Origin of the sequence: Delftia sp. UME58, assembly GCF_014170385.1 — a bacterium.
GTDB classification, from domain to species: domain Bacteria; phylum Pseudomonadota; class Gammaproteobacteria; order Burkholderiales; family Burkholderiaceae_C; genus Comamonas; species Comamonas acidovorans.
In genome coordinates this window covers 242726-261737 of sequence record NZ_LZZV01000052.1, presented here as the reverse complement: position 1 = coordinate 261737, position 19012 = coordinate 242726, and the positions used below count along the sequence as shown (strand labels likewise).

Genomic DNA, 19012 nt, shown 5'->3' with positions numbered 1-19012 from the left:
CCTGATTATCGTTTGACCAGGCTCAAGGCGCAGACCTAGCATGCGTGCCAGGAATCCACCCCGCCGCAGGGCTGCCCTGTGGCTCCAACTTCAGTCCCCACGAGCACCATGTCCTCTACGCCTGCCCACACCTTCGTGCCCTCCGACGAGATCCGCGCACGGTTTTCCAGCGCCATGTCCGAGATGTACCGCGATGAAGTGCCACAGTACGGCACGCTGATCGAACTCGTGGCCGACATCAACCAGCGCACGCTGCAGGCCGAGCCCGCGCTGCTGGCCCGGATGCAGCGCAGCGGCGAGCTTGCCCGCCTGGGCGTGGAGCGCCACGGCGCCATCCGCGTGGGCACGGCGGCCGAGCTGTCCATGCTGCGCCGCCTGTTCGCCATCATGGGCATGGAGCCCGTGGGCTACTACGACCTGTCGGTGGCCGGCGTGCCCGTGCACTCCACGGCCTTCCGTCCCGTGGGCGATGCGGCGCTGCTGGCCAACCCTTTCCGCGTCTTCACCTCGCTGCTGCGCCTGGACCTGATTGCCGACGAGGCGCTGCGGGCCCAGGCGGGTGCCATCCTGGCGCAACGCAGCATCTTCACCGAACGCGCGCTGGCGCTGATCGCCCAGGCCGAGGCCCATGGCGGCCTGGCCGACGCCGATGCCGACGCATTCGTGCGCGAGGCGCTGGAGACCTTTCGCTGGCACAGCGAATCCACCGTGGACGGCGCCACCTACGACGCGCTGCACAAGGCCCACCGCCTGATCGCCGACGTGGTCTGCTTCAAGGGTCCGCACATCAACCACCTGACGCCGCGCACCCTGGACATCGACGCGGCCCAGGCCGCCATGCCCGAGCGCGGCATGGACGCCAAGGACGTGGTCGAAGGCCCGCCGCGCCGCGCCTGCCCCATCCTGCTGCGCCAGACCAGCTTCAAGGCGCTCAAGGAAATCGTGCGTTTTGCGGGCGATGCCACGGGCGCGGGCTCGCACACGGCGCGCTTCGGCGAGATCGAGCAGCGCGGCGTGGCGCTCACGCGCAAGGGCCGCGCGCTCTACGACCAGCTGCTGGCCCAGGTGCGCGACATGGGCAGCGCGGGCAGTGCCGCACCCGACTACGGCAGCCGCCTGGCCCAGGTCTTCGAGGCTTTCCCCGACACCCATGAGCAACTGCGCCGGCAAGACCTGGCCTTCTACCGCTTCACGCTGAGCGACGAGGGCGCCGCCCTGGCCGCAGGCGAGGCCGCAGCGGCCGCCGCGTCCGACCTGGACGCGCTGGTCACCCGCGGCCTGGCCCAGGCCGAGCCCATCGTCTACGAAGACTTCCTGCCCGTGAGCGCGGCCGGCATCTTCCAGTCCAACCTGGGCGGCGAAGAGCAAAAGCAGTACGCGGCCCATGCGGCCCAGCAGGCCTTCGAGGCCGACCTGGGTGCCCGCGTGCATGACGAGATCGCGCTGTACGAGCAGGCCCAGCAGCGATCCATCGACCAGCTGCGCAGCGCGCTGCGCGGCCAGGCCACCAAGGTCGCCGCATAAGCGCCGACCCGGGCTGAGCCCGCCACCGTCGATCCCCTTCCCCGGGGCGCATGCACAGGCGCCAGGCCTGCGCGTGCGCCCCTTTGTTTTTGCCATTTGCCGGAGGCCTTCATGAGCACCGCAGACCAGGGCGCGTCGTCGCCCACCGCCCATCTGTTCAACCCGCTGTTCGCACAGCCCGAAGGCTCGCCGATCCGCGAGCTGTTTCCCTACCTGAGCCGTCCCGGCATGCTCTCGCTGGCCGGAGGCTATCCATCGCCCAGCCTGTTCGATGCCGAAGGTTTGCAGCAGGCCGCCGTGGCCGCGCTGCAGCAGGATGCCGCCACCAGCCTGCAGTACGGCGCCAGCGAAGGCCAGCTTGCGCTGCGCGAAGCCCTGGCCGCGCTGTGCGCCACGCGCGGCATTGCCTGCACGCCGGCCGACATGATCGTGACCACGGGCTCGCAGCAGGCCTTCGACCTGCTGGTAAAGGTGCTGGTCGAGCCCGGCGATCCGGTGCTGGTCGAGGTGCCCGCCTACCCGGCCACGCTGCAGACCCTGAAGCTGGCCCAGGCACAGGTCGTTGCCGTGCCCACGGACGAGCAGGGCCTGGACACCGAGGCCCTGGCCCGCCTGCTGGCGCAGTGGCCCCATGCGCGTCGCCCCAAGCTGCTCTACACCGTGCCCAACTTCTCCAACCCGGGTGGCACCCTGCTGCCCGCGGCGCGGCGCACGGCCCTGGTGGAGCTGGCACGCGAGCATGGCTTTGTCATCGTCGAGGACGACCCCTATGGCGAGCTGCGCTTCAGCGGCCAGCGCGAACCGTCGATCTACGAAACGGGCCTGGCGCTGTGCGGCGCCCAGGCCAATCCCGTGGTCTACCTGTCCAGCCTGTCCAAGACCGTGGCGCCTGCGCTGCGCATCGGCTGGATGCTGGCCGACGCCCAGCTGCTGCGCCGCTGCACCATCGCCAAGCAGACGGCCGACCTGTGCACCTCGCCGCTGGCGCAGATGATCGCCGCGCACTATCTGCGCTCGGGCCGCTATGCGCCCCAGCTGGCCCAGGCCTGCGCCGAGTACGCGGCGCGCATGGATGCGCTGTGCTCTGGCATGCAGTCGGCCCTGGGCGATCAGATCCGCTTCGTGCGGCCTGCGGGGGGCATGTTCGTCTGGGCCCGGCTGCTGCCGCCGCAGCGGCTTGCGGGCGACTCCCAGGCCCTGGCCCGTGCGCTGTTCACGGCAGCGGTGGAGCAGGGCGTGCTCTATGTGCCGGGCAAGGCCTTCTTCCCGGCCGATGCGGCAGACAAGGCCGGCCTGTGCATGCGCCTGTCGTATGCGGCGCCCACCGTGCCCCAGATCACCGAGGCCGTGGCGCGCCTGGGCCGGGCCTGGGGCCAGGCCGTGTCCTGAAAGACATCGGCAAAAGCGTTCGTGCAATGACAAAGGCCGCCCGAGGGCGGCCTTTGTCTTGCTGGGCAAACCGGGCATGGCGCAAGGCCTGCCCGGTTGCGGCGGGCAATTACATGCCCATGCCGCCCATGCCACCCATGCCGCCCATGTCGGGCATGGCAGGGCCGCCTTCAGCCTTGGGAGACTCGGCGATCATGGCTTCGGTCGTCAGCAGCAGCGATGCCACGGAAGCGGCGTTCTGCAGGGCCGTACGCGTCACCTTGGTCGGGTCCAGAATACCCATTTCCAGCATGTCGCCGTAGGTGTCGTTGGCAGCGTTGAAGCCGTAGTTGCCCGAGCCGTTCAGCACGGCGTTGACCACCACCGAGGGCTCGCCACCGGCGTTGGCCACGATTTCGCGCAGGGGCGCTTCGATGGCCTTCATGATCAGCTTGATGCCGGCGTCTTGCTCGGCATCGCCGGTCTTCAGGTCGCCCACGGCTTGCTTGGCACGCAGCAGAGCCACGCCGCCGCCGGCCACGATGCCTTCTTCCACAGCAGCGCGGGTAGCGTGCAGGGCGTCTTCAACGCGGGCCTTCTTTTCCTTCATCTCGACTTCGGTGGCAGCGCCAACCTTGATCACGGCAACGCCGCCAGCCAGCTTGGCCACGCGCTCTTGCAGCTTTTCGCGGTCGTAGTCGCTGGTGGCTTCTTCGATCTGGATGCGGATCTGCTTGACGCGGGCTTCGATTTCAGCAGCTTGGCCAGCACCGTCGATGATGGTGGTGTTTTCCTTGCCGATTTCGATGCGCACTGCCTGGCCCAGGTCTTCCAGGGTCACCTTGTCCAGCGCCAGGCCCACTTCTTCAGCGATGACCTTGCCGCCAGTCAGGATGGCGATGTCTTCCAGCATGGCCTTGCGGCGGTCGCCGAAGCCAGGAGCCTTGACAGCCACAACCTTCAGGATGCCGCGGATGGTGTTCACCACCAGCGTTGCCAGGGCTTCGCCTTCGACGTCTTCTGCAATGATCAGCAGGGGACGGCCGGCCTTTGCCACGGCTTCCAGCGTGGGCAGCAGGTCACGGATGTTGCTGATCTTCTTGTCGAACAGCAGCACGAAGGGGTTGTCCAGCAGGGCAACCTGCTTTTCAGGGTTGTTGATGAAGTAGGGCGACAGGTAGCCGCGGTCGAACTGCATGCCCTCGACGACGTCGAGTTCGTTGGCCAGCGACTTGCCTTCTTCAACGGTGATCACGCCTTCCTTGCCGACCTTGTCCATGGCTTCGGCAATGATGCTGCCCACGGATTCGTCGGAGTTGGCGGAGATCGAGCCGACCTGGGCGATTTCCTTGGAGGTGGTGGTGGCCTTGGATTGCTTCTTCAGCTCTTCCACCAGGGCGGCGACAGCCTTGTCGATGCCGCGCTTCAGGTCCATGGGGTTCAGGCCGGCGGCCACGTACTTGGTGCCTTCGCGGACGATGGCCTGTGCCAGCACGGTGGCGGTGGTCGTGCCGTCACCGGCGATGTCGTTGGTCTTGGAGGCCACTTCCTTCACGAGCTGGGCGCCCATGTTCTGCAGCTTGTCCTTGAGTTCGATTTCCTTGGCGACCGAGACACCGTCCTTGGTCACGGTGGGGGCGCCGAAGGAGCGCTCCAGCACCACGTTGCGGCCCTTGGGGCCCAGCGTGACCTTGACCGCGTTGGCCAGGATGTTCACGCCTTCAACCATGCGGGCGCGTGCTTCGCCGCCGAAAACTACGTCTTTTGCTGCCATTTCAATTCTCCGGATTCAGTTGGAAAGTGCGGTTTCGAAGCGCGGATTACTTTTCGACGACTGCGAACAGGTCGTCTTCCTTCATCACCAGCAGTTCGTCGCCATGGACCTTGACGGTCTGGCCGCTGTACTTGCCGAACAGAACGCGGTCGCCGACCTTCACGTTCAGAGCGATCACTTCGCCCTTGTCGTTCTTCTTGCCGGGGCCCACTGCCAGCACTTCGCCCTGGTCGGGCTTCTCGGCGGCGTTCTCGGGGATCACGATGCCCGAAGCCGTCTTGGTTTCGTTCTCGAGGCGCTTCACGATCACGCGATCGTGCAGGGGACGCAGGTTCATACCAACTCCTAAATCATCAACAAAGTTGAAACAAAGACTTGCCGGCCCGGCGGGCCGGCATTCGAAGCAATGTGGAACAGAGGACTGTTAGCACTCATTCCCAACGAGTGCTAATAATAAGGCAATTCGGCCAGGTTTCAAGGGGTAGGGTCGGATGTGCCGCAGTGTGTGCGTGCGGAACGCCACTACACATTAGTTTTTCCGCCACTGATCTTTAGTTTCTTCTGGGCGCCCGCGCTGGCCAGCGGCGACGCGCGGCCTGCTGGAGCACACAGAACTTCCGGCGAAACGCTGGCGCTGACTCACCATGCTTGCGGGCTGTGTCCTAACCTCGCATTGAGGGCGCCCTGGCCGCAGGGCTGAGCGCACCCAAGATCAGCCAGCCGTGCAGAGTGACTGCCCTAGATCAGGCGCGAACGAGGACCGAAGCCTCGGCTGGTGACCTCTGCGGAGTGCTCCGCCTTCGTGGCGCGATGACAGGCCAGTCCTAAAGAGGGCCTTGACCAGGTCGGGCGCGGATAAGGAGTGAAGCCTCTAGCGAGGACCTATGAGGGGGTTGAGCGCTCGGCCGCCCTGCCACACTGGCGCGATAAGTGGTGAGAATCGCTTGGATGGCTCAAATCGAGCCTGAGTAACGCGCTCCCGGGGACTTCGCGGCCGCCATGCCCCCGCTGCAGCGAGACTGATGCGAGACACGAGGAGCGCTTAGCGCCCCGTAGAAAGGCTTGCCTCGCACAAGTGCAGCTGTCGGCCACGAGGCGGCGTTCAGGAGCGACCGGCTCGGAGTGCCTTAGAACCGGGCGACGCCCAACAATGGACAAGCGATGAATCGAAACCAGTACTTGGTCGGCGAGGTAGCAAGTTTTCGGGACTGGCTCGCGCTAAGCCTACAAGGGCAACCGGTGCCCTTCACTGTCGGGCACCGTCACTATGCGAGTCTGCCGGCAGCGATGAACGCCTACGCGTGGCCATTGAGAGCCAAAGCCGGTCTGCCAAACCCGCACAATGGCTACCCGTACGTCCATCCCATCGTGCCGCCACTTGCCACCGGCGCAACCCTTGCGAACAACGCGGTGGTGCTGGACGCGCTGCAAAATGCCTTGCGCAGGGCATTCCGTGACGAGCACACCCTTGCGCTAGCAGGAGCGGTTGCGGGTATCCTTCACTGGGGAGGGGTCTACACAACGACGCCAAATGGCGGAAACAAGCCATGGTTGGCGCGCCACCACGCGAACCTGCACGCGCTCTTGACCGCCGTGGTCCTTGACCATGCTAACGGCGACGACGTGAGCACAGTGGAGGGCCTTCGGTTCAATGCCGGAATGACCAAGGTGTATGCATTGCTGATCGATGACTTCATCATCTACGACAGCCGAGTGGCGGCGTCTTTAACGTGGCTTGCTAATCACTGGTGGACGAACGTCAGGAACTTGCTGCAGGTGAACTTACCGACTCATCTCCGGTTTGGAACTTTGCCGGCAAATGGCAGTGCCCACGGTCACCGCAATGCGGCTCCCGGAATCTTTCCCGGGATTACCCGAGCCGAGGTTCACTACACCTGGAACGTGCGTGCCAATTGGTTGCTGTCTGACGCACTGCTCAATGCCGGCCAGGCGAGCCAGTTCGCAACGCTGCGCGAGATTGAGGCTGCGCTCTTCCAGATGGGCGAGCGGGTCATGTAGGTATGGGCGATCGAGAGCTGGGGTCGCGTTCACTTCAGGTCGGGCGCGGATGAGGAGCGAAGCCTCTGGCGATGACCTATGTGGGGTGGTTTCGAGTGCTCGGCCGCCCTGCCTCACTGGCGCGATGAGGGGTGAGCATCGTTTGGATGGCTCAAATCGAGCCAGAGTGGCGCGCTCCCGGGAATGTCGCGGCCAACATCCCGCCCGCTACAGGGAGGCTTACGCGAGACACCAGGGGGCGCTTAGCGCTCCGTAGAAAGGCCTGCCCTCACACAAGGACAGCTGGCGGCCATAACTAGACGTTAACGCCTGACATACACTTCAACGAAGTCATAATGCTCTGAGACTTCGCAACATCGAAAATAGGCTCATGACGCCTATCGCCGACAATTTACATTCAGTTTGGGCCGACCTTCAGATGTTCTATAGTTACGAATTGCGTTTAGCTGGATGAAGTTCACTGTCACCAACCGAATTCAGTCTTCAAGACATCTCGAATTTCAAACTTCACAAATGAATAAGCAAATAACAAAGTTTCAGCATCAAGTTCCACAACATTACCTGCGCTTGTGGTTTGATCCAGAAAATCACGTGTGGTTGCACGATTTGCTCGAAGATAAAAGCTCACCCAGGGCGACCAGGAGAATTTTGGGCAACGACTACTTCTACGAGGATGATGCCGCAAATCCAAGTAATGAAATAGAGAATTATTTGGGAGATATAGAGTCTGCAGTCGCTCCGCTACTCAAAAGTATTTCTAAATTAGATCCTGAGAATCTCACGAGTTCTGTGTCACGAGAAGAGGCTATGTGCGAGGAAGCAGCCCGGCTTTTGTCTGCACCAGACGCGAAAAAAAATTTGCTAGATTTCATCAGTGCTCAACTCATACGCACCTCGCGTACAGTAGAGGAAATTGAAAGTTCCATACAAGCAAGCGGCCTATCGGACGTGGAAAAGAAGCTACTCCAACAACAGAATCGGCCTTATGAACTCGTAAAGCTTGGCATGAATCGACTGCCCGCTCGATTGATTAATGGCTATAAGATAGTTCTTAGTTATGTAGAAGATAATAGTCTTGTAACTAGCGACCACCCAGTGTCGGAGATACTAATAAATACTAATTTTCTACCGCAAACCGTTTATAACGTACTCCATGAAAATGACACCATCCTTTCCGTCCCTCTTGGGCCGAATTTTCACTGCTTTCTTCTGCCGGATACAGACGCTGAAAGCAAAATTATCCAATTTCGAACAACGCTAGCTCCCTGGACAAATACTCCAGGGATTGATTCGGCCATAGTATGGCGCCGACTGCAACCCCAAATTATTAAGCAACTTCGTATTTTGCACACAGGATTTGGTCGAAAATTTTTAATCAGCGCAAAAAATGAGAATGACCTTATTAAAGACTCGCCATTTATCAAAAAATCCAAAGAATCTTGAAAGCTTGGTGTTCACGTGTGGAGTTTGGATATGGGTATTAATATAGCAATATGATCGCCCGATGCTTTGCAATAAGCTTCCGTGTTTGCCTTGCGCTCGGAGCGCCTCTTAACGGGCAGAAGAACATCGTAGGCCAAGAGCGCAGATTCCTCGTACTCCCAGGAACCGTACAGATAAAGCAGTCGCTGAACCAGGACACTCAAACCGGCGGCAATGGGTCGCTAGCTGCCACACGAGAGCCCTTGACAACCCGCGACGCCGCAGCACATCGGCCTTGAGCGCTTGAGCCTCGGCCGATAGCTCGCTATTCAGCCTTGCTGGCCAAAAAATCTAAAGTACAGTGGCGCGTTTCCCGTGCAGACGAAAGTAAAGTGGCGCATCTCTCTAAAGATCGATGGCGCATGGCTTGCGAGGACGTGAGAAATCAACGAGTTATCGGCGTGGCGCGCTGCGTGTTCATTGGCGTTCCGCAGTGTGCAGCGACGCTGCGGAACGCCACTACACATTAGTTTTTCCGCCACTGATCTTTAGTTTTTTCGGGACGCGCCCGCGCTGGCCAGCGGCGACGCGCGGCCTGCAGGAGCACACAGAACTTCCAGCGAAGGCTGGCGCTGAATCACCATGCAGCCTTGCGGGCTGAGTCCTGCCGTCGCAGGGCGCCCATGGCCTTGGGGCTGAGCGCACTCAAGATCAGCCACCCGTGCAGAGTGACTGCCCTAGATCAGGCGCGAACGAGCATCGAAGCCTCGGCTGGTGACCTCTGTGGAGTCCGAGGGAGACCGTGAGGCTGACATCATGGCCTTGCTGGTGCGGGCCAGGCAGTTAGAGCATGCAGCCGACTACCTGATCCGCTGCCAGCATGACCGTGCTCTGCCTGAAGGCGGGCGGCTATGGCAGCAACTGGCCCAGGCGCCGGTACTTGGGCAGGTGCGCTTTGAGTTGCCTGCAGGGCGGGGACGCAAGGCACGCAGCGTAACCCAGCGCATCCGGGTGCAACGCGTGCAGCTCGACGATGGAGCCAGGCAGTGCCTGCCCGTGACGTGTGTGCTGGCCGAGGAGATGGGTGCGCCCAAAGGCGCCAAGCCGGTACTTTGGCGGCTGTTGAGTAACCGGCAGGTCGATACCCTGGAGCAGGCGCTGCAGTTGATCGACTGATGCCGGGCCCGCTGGGAGATAGAGCTGCTGTTTCTGATACTCAATGAAGGCTGCCGAGTCGAGGCGTTGCAGCTGCAAGATAGCCAGTGCATCGAGACGGTGCTGGCCCTGTACCTGGTGGTGGCCTGGCGGATCAATCAGTTGATGAGGCTGGGCAGAGCGTTGCCACAGCTGCCAGCCGACGTGCTGCTGGACAGGGATGAATGGAAGGCGGCGTATGCGCTGACCAAAAAGCCTGTGCCCAGGAAGACGTCGCCGTTGGGAGAGGCGATTCGGTTGATTGCGCAGTTGGGGGGCTTCCTGGGACGCAAGGGTGATGGGGAGCCAGGGGCCAAGACGCTATGGCTGGGCTTGCGGGATGTGGCCGTGTTCGTTGAGGGTGTGCGTAATCTTCGGGCAGGCTAGAGTTGTGTGTAAGACGATGGCTTTAGGCTGGTTGCGGTCGGTCGTTTGGCGCTTCCCGTTGTCTGCGGATGCCAATAGCCGTCATTGGGCGACGGGTGCGACCAGCGATCGCGGTTGGCCCAAAGCAGACATGGGTTTCCATTTCCCACTTCCTTCCGGTTTGCGCACGGAACGTTCAGGCTGCATGCGCGAGCCCGCCGCTAAGTCCGGTCCGGTCTTGGTCGGCAGTGTTGCCCCATCCGGATGCCGCCGAGCGCCTGACCTTTGATAGGATCGACACGCACCCGATCCCAGCAAGTCGCTCGCGCATGCCCTTGACTGACGGAGCGGCACTTCTCGGAAGCTAAATAGATAAGATTAATCCGATGACAAACCCTTCCAGAACGGCTCGCGTCTTCTTCTCCTGGCAAAGCGACTCTCCGTCAGACAGCAACTCCGGCGCCATTCGCAATGCATTAAAAGTAGCTAAGAAGGCGATTGAAGCTAAAAATCCTGGTCTCGCGGTCGTGCTGGACGAGGCGACACGCGGTACATCGGGAAGTCCGAACATCGCGAACAAAATTTTGGAGAAAATTGACGCTGCGGACATTTACATTGCAGACATTACCACGGTCACATCGCAACGGGCTAAGCGCCCGTGCGCGAATCCGAACGTCCTCATTGAGCTCGGATACGCGATCGCATTGGTCGGGTGGGACCGCACCATCCTCCTGTTCAACGACGCAATCGGGAAATTCCCAAAGGACCTTCCGTTCGACATCATTCAAAATCGCGTCAGCAAGTACAGCTTCACTTCCCCCTCTCCCGAAAAGAAGAAATCTGCGACAGATTTGGCCTCGCTCCTTCAAATGGCTATCCAAGCAGTCATCGACAAGAGCCCGAAGACGCCCGTACAGCTGCGTGGGCTGACGCCGGAGAAGATTCAACACCAGCGGGATGTCGAGAATTTAACTTGGCTCCTGTCGCAGCTCCACATCCCCACGTTGGACGACTACATCGTAGGGTTGCCTCGGTACCTTCGCGGCAAGATCTTTTGGTTTTGGGAGAGCTACAAGGGAGTCGTGACCAACAGTCTGTTCCACGTCTACGACCCGATTCTGTCTGCCACCATTTCCAAGCTTTCCGATGCGTGGGCGACAACGCTCGCGTTTCCCGGAAGGTATCACGACATGCCTGGTGGGGATAACTACGTCTTCGCTAACCCTGGCGACGCGCCTCTGGACCACGAGCAAGAAATTGACTGGCAAGAGATTGAGCGCGCGACTACTGACATGTCGACCGCCTTGCAGGAACTTCTACACCGAGTGCGATCGGCATACGTGGAAGTGAACATCAAAGACACCAACGCCAAGGCTTGGAAGGAATATCGCGACGGCCAAAAAGAGCTGGATGACATGTACGGCAAATAGACTGCGTGCGGAACGCCACTACACATTAGTTTTTTCGCCACTGATCTTTAGTTTTTTCGGGGCTCTCCCGCGCTGGCCAGCGGCGAAGCGCGGCCTGCAGGAGCACACAGAGCTTCCGGCGAAAGGCTGGCGCTGAATCAACATGCAGCCTTGCGGGCGGTGCCCTAACCTCGCATCGAGGGCGCGCCTGGCCGTGGGGTTGAGCGCACCCAAGATCAGCCAGCCGTGCAAAGTGACTGACCTAGATCAGGCGCGAACGAGACCGAAGCCTCGGCTGGTGACCTCTGTGGAGTCGGAGGGAGGGAAGCTCCGCCTTCGTGGCACGATGACGGGCCAGTCCTAAAGGGGAGCTTGACCAGGTCGGGTGCGGATGAGGAGCGAAGCATCTGGAGATGCCGCCAGCCCTGAAGCTTGGATGACCACCATGTGGCTGCAACTGATAGGTCACGAGGTGGCCGTGAGCAGCAGCAATCGCTGCGGAGCAGTTGGCAACTGCAGACTTTCTAACGATGGCCTCAGGCTGATCTATGCCCTTCACTGTGCAGAGCGAGAGTGACAGGGACGACCAACACCGGCCGTTGAAGGCTTCCATTGTTGGACGACCGCTTCACCGTTTGGAAGTGGCCAGTCGACTCTTCGGTGCGCCGTGCTTCGCCTCGAAGGCCCCATTTCGCGCTGCACCGCTGATTCCTGTCGACTCAATGCCGTCGCTCCGACTGGTTTCAACGAAGGTGGCATCAGCCCACGATGGTGCTCGCGCCGAGCGTCCACACTCAGGCGTTGGTGCGCAGGTTGGTGCAATGACGATGTAGGATTTGGATACAATGAAAATAAGAAGCATTCTTGTTTACCGGCGCATATTGCCCCGGTGCCTTTCCTCCTGCTTCACTCGTGCCGCTTTCTCATGCCCGCCGCCGACCGCACCCTTGCTCCCGATGTCGCCACTCTCTACTCCGACCACCACGGCTGGCTGCTGGGCTGGCTGCGCAAGCGCCTGGGCAATGCCTTTGATGCGGCCGATCTGACCCAGGACACCTATGTGCGCCTGCTGGGCCGTAGCGGCGCCGAGATCCAGGCCATTCGCGAACCGCGTGCCCTGCTGATGACCATTGCCCAGGGTCTGGCCGCCAACCTCTACCGCAAGCGCTGCGTGGAGCAGGCCTATCTGGACGCCCTGGCCCTCATGCCCGAGGCCGTGGCCCAGTCCCCCGAGCACCGCGCCATCGTGCTGCAGACCCTGGTCGAGGTGGACCGCCTGCTGGCCCTGCTCCCACTGCCCGTGCGCCAGGCCTTTTTGCTGTCGCAGATCGACGGCATGAGGCAGGCCGACATCGCGGCTGAACTGGGCCTTTCCGTGCCCACCGTGCGCCGCCATATCGCGCGGGCCGTGGTGCAAGTCTGCTTTCTGGACGACGACGGCGCATGAGCCTGCCCATTCCTCTTGCGGTGCGCGAGCAGGCCGCCGAATGGCTGGTGGAGCTGCAGTCCGATGATCACAGCGCCGGCACGCGCGAGATGCTGGTGCAGCGCCTGCAGCACTGGCGCGAATCCCATCCCGACCATGAGCGCGCCTGGCTGCGCATAGAGGCCATGGGCGCACGCCTGCAGCCGCTGTCCGGTACGCCGGCCAGCGTGGCCCTGGCTCAGGCCGCGCGCACGGCACGCGGGCGCGGGCGGCGCCTCGCGGTGCGCAGCCTGGCTGTGCTGCTGTTCACGGGCGCGGGTGCCGGTGCCGTGGCATGGAGAGGTCCGGCATCCTCGGGCGACTGGCTGGCCGGCCTGGGGGCGGACCTGCGCACGGGCACGGCCCAGCGGCGCAGCCTGCGCCTGCCGGACGGCACCCAGCTGCAGATGAATGCCGACAGCGCGGTCGACCTGGATTTCAGCCCGCAGCAGCGCCTGGTGCGCCTGCGTGGCGGCGACATCGAGGTGGCCACGGCCCAGGGCCTGAAGGACGGTGCGACGCCCTTGCTCGTCGAGACCCGCCATGGCCGCATACGTGCCCTGGGCACGCGCTTCGTCGTGCGCCAGCGCGGCCAGGGAGCCAGCCGGGTTGCGGTCTTTGAAGGCGCCACGGAGATCACGCCCCGCGAACGGCCCGGCCACCGCCACCTGCTGCAAACAGGCCAGCAGGCGCAGTTCGACACCCAGGCCGCCACGCCGGCCGGACCCGCCGATCCGGCCCAGGCGGCCTGGACGCGCGGCATGCTGGTGGCCGAGGACATGCCGCTGGCCGAGTTCCTGGACCAGCTGTCGCGCTACCGGCCCGGCCACCTGGGCTGCGATGGCGCCGTGGCGCAGCTGCCCGTCAGCGGCACCTATCCGCTGGCCGACACCGACCAGGTGCTGGCCATGCTGCTGGCCACCCTGCCGGTGCGCCTGCGCACGGCCACGCGCTACTGGGTGGTGGTCGAGCCGGCCTGATTTCCTGGCTCTTGTCGATCCTGGCTGATCGCTTTTCGCGTCTCGCGGGGCAATGGAGATGAAGCGCTTTTTTCTGCGCCCGCATTCCATTGCCAACCATCCAGGACCGAGGGACACGCACACCATGGGCCATCACCCGACTTTTCGCGCCACACGACTGGCATTTCAACTGCGGCAGGCCTTGCGCCCCGCCGTTCTGGCACTGCCGCTGGTGGCGGTGCTTGCCCCGGCGCAGGCCCACGCACAGGCACAGCCCCACGCCCAGGCAGTGCAGCGCTACGACATTCCTGCCGGGCCGCTGACCGCCACGCTCAATCGCTTTGGCGCCCAGGCGGGCATCCTGCTGTCCTTCTCCACCGCCCAGACCGCAGACAGGACCAGCCCCGGCGTGCAGGGTGATCGAACCGTGGACCAGGCCCTGTCCGCGCTGCTGGCCGGCACGGGCCTGCAGGCCCTGCCGCGCGAGGGCGGCGGCTTTGTGGTGCGACCGTCCCTGGCCGTGGGAGCGCCCACCGGCGCGGCCACGCTGGCCGAGGTGCGCGTCACCGCCCAGGCCGAGCGCAGCGCCGTCACCGAGGGCACGCAGTCCTACGCCGCCAGCGAATCGCGGGCCGCCACGGGCCTGTCCCTGTCGCTGCGCGAGACGCCGCAGTCGGTCAGCGTGATCACGCGCCAGCGCATGGACGACCAGGGCATCGTGCTGCAGGAAGACATCGCCCGCCAGACCACGGGCCTGAGCTATGCGCAGTACGGTCCCACGGGCGGCGACACCAACCAGTTCTTCGCGCGGGGCTTTCAGATCAAGAACTTCCAGGTCGATGGCGTCAACCGCCTGTTCAGCGACTACCCGGCCATCTTCCAGACCAGCGACATGGCCATGTTCGACCGCGTCGAAGTCGTGCGCGGCGCCTCGGGGCTGATGAGCGGCGCGGGCACGCCCGGCGCCACCATCAACCTGGTGCGCAAGCTGCCCACGGCCGAGTTCCAGGGCAGCGCCAGGCTCACGGCAGGCTCCTGGGATTTCGCACGTGCCGAGGTGGATCTGTCATCGCCGCTCAACGCCTCCGGATCGGTGCGCGGGCGCATCGTGGCCGTATCGCAGAACCGCCATTCCAAGGTCGACTACGAGCAGGACCGCAGCCGCTCGCTGTACGGCGTGGTGGAGGCCGACCTGTCGCCCTCCACGCTGGCCACCGTGGGCTTTTCCGCGCAGGACTACGACGCTTCTGGCGTGGGCCGTGGCGGCCGGCCCTTCTTCTACACGGATGGCACGCGCATCGATTGGAGCCGCTCCGCGTCCTCGGGCGCGCGCTGGGCCTCGGCACGGCGGGACTACCACAGTGTCTTCGCCTCGCTCGAACACCGCATGGCCAGCGACTGGCGCCTGAAGGCCATCTACACGCTCGACCGCAGCAGCTATGACGAGATTCCGGGCTGGACCAATGAACAGCCTGTGGACCGCACCACCGGCGAAGGTGCCGGCCTGTGGGCCGCCTGGTGGACGGGGCGGCCTCGGCAGGACACGCTGGACCTCACGGCTTCCGGTCCCTTCCAGCTGCTGGGACGCCAGCACCAGGCCGCCTTCGGCGCCAGTGTGGCGCGCACGCGCAACGACAGCAGCTCGCATGGCCGCTGGGCCTTCCCCGGCTGGGACAGCACCATAGACAACCTCTTCACCTGGGATGGCCGCACGCCGGTGCAGCCCGACAACCCGGTACTAGGCCGCAGCGCGGCCGTGGAACGCAGCAGCAGTGCTTACGGATCGCTGCAGCTGCGCCCCACGGACCGGCTGTCCGTCATCGCGGGCGCACGCATCACGAACTGGAAGCGTCGCGACAGCTACACCGATTTCGCCAGCGGCGAGACCAGCGGCAGCGCCATGGCCGAAAACGGCAAGCTCACGCCCTTCGCCGGCCTGGTGCTGGACGTGGGCCGCGACTGGTCGGCCTATGCCAGCTATACCGATATTTTCCAGGCGCAGAGCAGCCTGGACATCCACGGCAAAAAGCTCGATCCCCTCCTGGGCCGCAGCTACGAGCTGGGCCTCAAGGGCGAGCTGCTGGACAAGCGCCTGCAGGTGGGCGCCGCCGTCTACCGCCTGCTGCAGGACAACGTGGCCCAGGCCATCACGGGCAGCTACGCGCCCAATGGCGAGCAGGCCTACCGTGCCGTCAAGGGCGCCGAAACGCGTGGCTTCGAGGTGGAGATGACCGGCGAAATCCGCCGCCACTGGAACGCCTCCGTCGGCTTTGCCCGCAACATCGCGCGCGACGCCGAGCGCAACCGCCTGAACCCCGAAATCCCGCACAACACCCTCAAGCTGTTCACCACCTACCGCCTGCCTCAGATAGGCCACGGCCTGACCGTGGGCGGCGGCGCGCGCTGGCAAAGCGGCACCTGGAGCGACCTCTCCTTCCTGGGCCTGCCCAACGTCAGCCGTGTCGAGCAGAAAAGCTATGCCGTGGCCGACCTGATGGTGCAATACGCCATCAATCCGAAGCTCACGGTCTCGGCCAACCTCTACAACGTCTTCGACCGCAAGTACCAAGGGGTTTCGACCTCGTCGTACTACGGGGAGGCGCGGAATATGCGCGTGGCGGTGTCTATGAAGTTCTGAAATGTTTTCAGCTGCGCCCCGTGTGAACGTCGTCAGCATCAGTGGATGTGCTGTCCGCCGTTGATGGCGATGTTTGCGAGGGTAGAGCTGTCAGGGTGTCATGGCGAGCCTGACCGTCCATCCGTGTTTCGGGACTGCAAGTTTGAGTGGGGGTGAGACGATCACTGGCACGGGGCGAGCGCCCGGAGAGTGTCCTAACCCTCGAGTAGACCCACCATTTGGGCCAGCGCTTGTCGCAGGGGCTAAGGACTGCTTTGCGCCATGCAGCGTGAGTTCGCCCGGCGGCGGGGGCCGGCAGCTGCCGAGGCAAAGCCGACACCGACAGGCCAACGACGAACGACTGCAACGGGTCGGTAGCTGCCATACAAGAGCCCATGGCAACCCGCGACGCCGCCGCACATCGGCCCTGAGCGCTTGCGCCTCGGCCGATAGCTCGCTCCTCAGCCTTGCTGGCCAAAAAATCTAAAGTACAGTGGCGCATCTCTCTGAAGATCGATGGCGCATGGCTTGCGAGGACGTGAGAGATCAACGAGTTATCTGCGTGACGCGCGGCGTGTTCAGTGGCGTTCCGCAGCAGCGACGCCCCACATGCTTTTTGCGCCAGGGATTCTTGGTGGGTGTTGGCTGAGCGCTCGGCCAGCACCATGGCGAGACGTGGCAAGACGTGGCTTCTGCAGAGCCCGCGCCGATGGAGCTCCCGCGGCGCGCCGCTGGGGGCCAGAGTCCCGGTTGCAGGATGTCCAGGCGCTAGAATGGGAATGAATCTCATTCATTAATTCATTCGATCTGCGCACATGGCCTGGGCGCCCCTCCCCGTCGTTGTCCATCCGATGCGTGGGACCCCCGGCGCCACGGATCGGTTGCCCATCTGCGCGTTGTGCCTCACCTCCACACTTTCATCACTGACGAATGCAGTGCCCTTGCAGGTTCACGGTCGGCTGCTGCATTCCTCCCGGGCGCAAAGGCTAGGGGATGAAACGCAATCCGGTCTCCGCAGCGCGGGGTGAGCCGATACCTGGGCGCCAGACTTCAGAGGCTCCCCTGGTTGCGCTCTATACGCGTTGGCGCACGCCTGTGATGCGCATGTTGCGCCGACACTTTCGAACCACCGCAGCGGTCGAGGACGCGGCGCAGGAAGTGTTCGCGCGGGTGGCCGCCACGGGCAGGAATCTCGAGCCCGGGCAGGAGCAGCCCTATCTGCGGCAGACCGTGCGCAGCGTGGCGGCGCGAGACTGGGAAAAGGGCCCGGAGGCGCACGGGCTCCAGAGTGTTCCGTATGACGACTGCCAGCAGGAGCTGCTTGCCATCTCTGCCGAGGGCTTCGGAGACACCGAGCGTCAAGCCGAGAGCCGCCAGCGGCTGACGCGGCTGCACGAGGCGATCCAGGAACTGCCGCCACGGCAGCGCGAAGCCTTCATTCTTCAACGGATCGAGGGGCTCACCGTTGAGGAAACCGCCGATTGCATGGGGATCAGTACACGGATGGTGGTGAAGCACCTGGGCCGGGCCGTCGGCTATTGCGAGACGCGCATCTTGTTCGCAAGTGCCACCCAGATGAGGCGCCTGCAGGCCCTGCAGGGCACACTGGACGCCGAAGAAGACAACGACGACGAATGCGCCGCCCCACCGGCGCAGGGCAAAAGAGCATGAGCGCAGAGCCAGGCCATTCCCGGTTGCAGGACCTTCCGCCCGAGCAGGTGCTTGGGCTCAACCATCGCGCGGGCGAGTGGTATGTGTGTCGCCAGCAGCCCGGCTGGTCGGGCGCGGACGAGCGCGCTCTCGACGAGTGGCTGGCGCAGGACCCGGCCCATCGCGAGGCCATGGATGGCGTCGGCCGCGCCTGGCGTGAAGCGGAGCAGCTCAAGGCCATGTTCCCGGCCGTCTACGGGCGCAACCCGCCAGCGGCCGCCGCCCGCGAAGCGCCGCGCGCCGGCAGGCCGGCGCCGCAGCCACGCAGTGCTGCAGGGGCCGCGGACCGGCCGCGCAGACCCGCCATGGCATCGGCCTTCGCCGCAGCACTGTTCGCCGTGGTCGTCGCCGGGTACGGCTGGCACCGTTGGGACAACACCGCCAGCTATGCGGTCGATATCGCCACCGCTCCCGGCGAACTTCGCCGCATCGACCTGCCCGATGGATCGCAGGTGGCGCTCAATGCCAACAGCCGACTTCAGGTGCGCTACTACCCCCGCCGGCGCGAAACCGTACTCGACCAGGGCGAGGCCTTTTTCCAGGTCGCGGCGGATGCCGGCAAGCCCTTCACCGTGGACAGCGGCGGCAGCCAGGTGCGCGTCGTCGGCACCGCATTCAATGTGCGGGCAGCCCCGCCGGAATTCGTGGTGCAGGTGCAGGAAGGGCGCGTCGAGGTGCGCTCAAAGACCCATCCCGAAGCCCCCGTGCTCGCCATGGGCCCGGGCGCGGGTGTGGCCATCGATCCCGCCAGCGGGCGCCGCCGCAGCCTGTCAGTGGCAACGCAAGAGGTTGCGCAATGGCGGACCGGGCAGATCTACTTCAAGCGCGCCCCGCTTCGGCATGTGGCGGATGAACTGTCGCGCTACCTCGGCCAGCCAGTGGAGATAGAGAGCCCTGCGCTCCAGGCCGTGACTGTTTCGGGCCTGCTTGCGCTGGAGGAGCCGGAACGCTTCCTCCTGGCCCTGCCCAGCGTAGCCAGCGTGCGCGTGCAGCGGCGCGCCGAGGGTGGCTGGCTGATCGGTTCTCGTTGAGATACAAATTGTTTCATGTTGCTGGGTTCTCTGGTTTCGCCTTTTCCTGCTTCTTCATGGGTAGGGGCGAGGAATTTCTGCGCCCCGGGCTGCCAGCCACGGAAATGAGCAATCACCGCTTTCTGATTGATTCCCAGCCAACGGTCGCAAGCAA

The 19012-nt window shown here is 63.7% G+C and carries 14 protein-coding genes; 12 read left to right on the top strand and 2 right to left on the bottom strand.

The features are described 5' to 3' along the window. Positions 1 to 108 precede the first annotated feature (108 nt). Positions 109 to 1524: a VOC family protein gene (locus A9976_RS14230; RefSeq protein WP_183019542.1), complete on the top strand. Its 1416-nt coding sequence runs from the start codon at positions 109 to 111 to the stop codon at positions 1522 to 1524. 111 nt (positions 1525 to 1635) lie between these two features. Further along, positions 1636 to 2913 carry a PLP-dependent aminotransferase family protein gene (locus A9976_RS14225; protein WP_183019541.1) on the top strand — a complete coding sequence of 426 codons (1278 nt, stop codon included), beginning with the start codon at positions 1636 to 1638 and terminating at the stop codon, positions 2911 to 2913. Between the two features lie 109 nt (positions 2914 to 3022). Here the strand turns inward: A9976_RS14225 and groL are convergent, their stop codons facing one another. Together groL and A9976_RS14215 are read right to left on the bottom strand one after the other, a co-directional pair. Then, entirely contained in the window at positions 3023 to 4666 is a 1644-nt protein-coding gene (groL, locus tag A9976_RS14220; protein ID WP_013800679.1) for a chaperonin GroEL, read from the bottom strand. 46 nt (positions 4667 to 4712) lie between these two features. After that, positions 4713 to 5003 carry a co-chaperone GroES gene (locus A9976_RS14215; RefSeq protein ID WP_012207457.1) on the bottom strand — a complete coding sequence of 97 codons (291 nt, stop codon included), beginning with the start codon at positions 5001 to 5003 and terminating at the stop codon, positions 4713 to 4715. A gap of 824 nt (positions 5004 to 5827) precedes the next feature. Here A9976_RS14215 and A9976_RS14210 point away from each other — a divergent pair. From A9976_RS14210 to A9976_RS14165, 10 genes are all read left to right on the top strand, one after another. After that, the gene (locus A9976_RS14210) at positions 5828 to 6685 is read left to right on the top strand and encodes a hypothetical protein (protein WP_183019540.1); all 858 of its coding nucleotides are present in this window, start codon (positions 5828 to 5830) and stop codon (positions 6683 to 6685) included. A gap of 513 nt (positions 6686 to 7198) precedes the next feature. Then, the gene (locus A9976_RS14205; RefSeq protein WP_183019539.1) at positions 7199 to 8128 is read left to right on the top strand and encodes a DUF4238 domain-containing protein; all 930 of its coding nucleotides are present in this window, start codon (positions 7199 to 7201) and stop codon (positions 8126 to 8128) included. A gap of 795 nt (positions 8129 to 8923) precedes the next feature. Further along, complete coding sequence (locus A9976_RS14200) at positions 8924 to 9283, top strand: hypothetical protein (RefSeq protein WP_183019538.1); 360 nt, start codon at positions 8924 to 8926, stop codon at positions 9281 to 9283. Positions 9284 to 9349: 66 nt separating this feature from the next. Continuing rightward, complete coding sequence (locus A9976_RS14195; RefSeq protein WP_183019537.1) at positions 9350 to 9688, top strand: IS4 family transposase; 339 nt, start codon at positions 9350 to 9352, stop codon at positions 9686 to 9688. A gap of 365 nt (positions 9689 to 10053) precedes the next feature. Next, complete coding sequence (locus A9976_RS14190) at positions 10054 to 11097, top strand: TIR domain-containing protein (protein ID WP_183019536.1); 1044 nt, start codon at positions 10054 to 10056, stop codon at positions 11095 to 11097. 904 nt (positions 11098 to 12001) lie between these two features. Next, positions 12002 to 12523 carry a sigma-70 family RNA polymerase sigma factor gene (locus A9976_RS14185; RefSeq protein WP_183019535.1) on the top strand — a complete coding sequence of 174 codons (522 nt, stop codon included), beginning with the start codon at positions 12002 to 12004 and terminating at the stop codon, positions 12521 to 12523. After that, positions 12520 to 13521 carry a FecR domain-containing protein gene (locus A9976_RS14180; RefSeq protein WP_183019534.1) on the top strand — a complete coding sequence of 334 codons (1002 nt, stop codon included), beginning with the start codon at positions 12520 to 12522 and terminating at the stop codon, positions 13519 to 13521. Before A9976_RS14185 ends, A9976_RS14180 begins: the two co-directional genes overlap by 4 nt. 124 nt (positions 13522 to 13645) lie before the next feature. Continuing rightward, the gene (locus A9976_RS14175; RefSeq protein WP_259649206.1) at positions 13646 to 16138 is read left to right on the top strand and encodes a TonB-dependent receptor; all 2493 of its coding nucleotides are present in this window, start codon (positions 13646 to 13648) and stop codon (positions 16136 to 16138) included. A gap of 972 nt (positions 16139 to 17110) precedes the next feature. Continuing rightward, a complete protein-coding gene (locus tag A9976_RS14170; protein WP_183019532.1) occupies positions 17111 to 17788 on the top strand; it encodes an RNA polymerase sigma factor in 678 nt (225 codons plus the stop codon). Next, a complete protein-coding gene (locus A9976_RS14165) occupies positions 17752 to 18858 on the top strand; it encodes a FecR domain-containing protein (protein ID WP_259649205.1) in 1107 nt (368 codons plus the stop codon). The genes A9976_RS14170 and A9976_RS14165 overlap by 37 nt, the downstream gene beginning before the upstream one ends. Positions 18859 to 19012 lie beyond the last annotated feature (154 nt).

Excerpts from the sequence above, each read along its gene's own strand:
- A9976_RS14165 (WP_259649205.1), top strand. The coding sequence starts at position 17,752 with ATGCGCCGCCCCACCGGCGCAGGGCAAAAGAGCATGAGCGCAGAGCCA.
- groL (WP_013800679.1), bottom strand. The coding sequence starts at position 4,666 with ATGGCAGCAAAAGACGTAGTTTTCGGCGGCGAAGCACGCGCCCGCATG.
- A9976_RS14200 (WP_183019538.1), top strand. The coding sequence starts at position 8,924 with ATGGCCTTGCTGGTGCGGGCCAGGCAGTTAGAGCATGCAGCCGACTAC.
- A9976_RS14210 (WP_183019540.1), top strand. The coding sequence starts at position 5,828 with ATGAATCGAAACCAGTACTTGGTCGGCGAGGTAGCAAGTTTTCGGGAC.
- A9976_RS14170 (WP_183019532.1), top strand. The coding sequence starts at position 17,111 with ATGAAACGCAATCCGGTCTCCGCAGCGCGGGGTGAGCCGATACCTGGG.
- A9976_RS14185 (WP_183019535.1), top strand. The coding sequence starts at position 12,002 with ATGCCCGCCGCCGACCGCACCCTTGCTCCCGATGTCGCCACTCTCTAC.
- A9976_RS14190 (WP_183019536.1), top strand. The coding sequence starts at position 10,054 with ATGACAAACCCTTCCAGAACGGCTCGCGTCTTCTTCTCCTGGCAAAGC.
- A9976_RS14215 (WP_012207457.1), bottom strand. The coding sequence starts at position 5,003 with ATGAACCTGCGTCCCCTGCACGATCGCGTGATCGTGAAGCGCCTCGAG.
- A9976_RS14180 (WP_183019534.1), top strand. The coding sequence starts at position 12,520 with ATGAGCCTGCCCATTCCTCTTGCGGTGCGCGAGCAGGCCGCCGAATGG.
- A9976_RS14205 (WP_183019539.1), top strand. The coding sequence starts at position 7,199 with ATGAATAAGCAAATAACAAAGTTTCAGCATCAAGTTCCACAACATTAC.
- A9976_RS14225 (WP_183019541.1), top strand. The coding sequence starts at position 1,636 with ATGAGCACCGCAGACCAGGGCGCGTCGTCGCCCACCGCCCATCTGTTC.
- A9976_RS14175 (WP_259649206.1), top strand. The coding sequence starts at position 13,646 with ATGGGCCATCACCCGACTTTTCGCGCCACACGACTGGCATTTCAACTG.
- A9976_RS14230 (WP_183019542.1), top strand. The coding sequence starts at position 109 with ATGTCCTCTACGCCTGCCCACACCTTCGTGCCCTCCGACGAGATCCGC.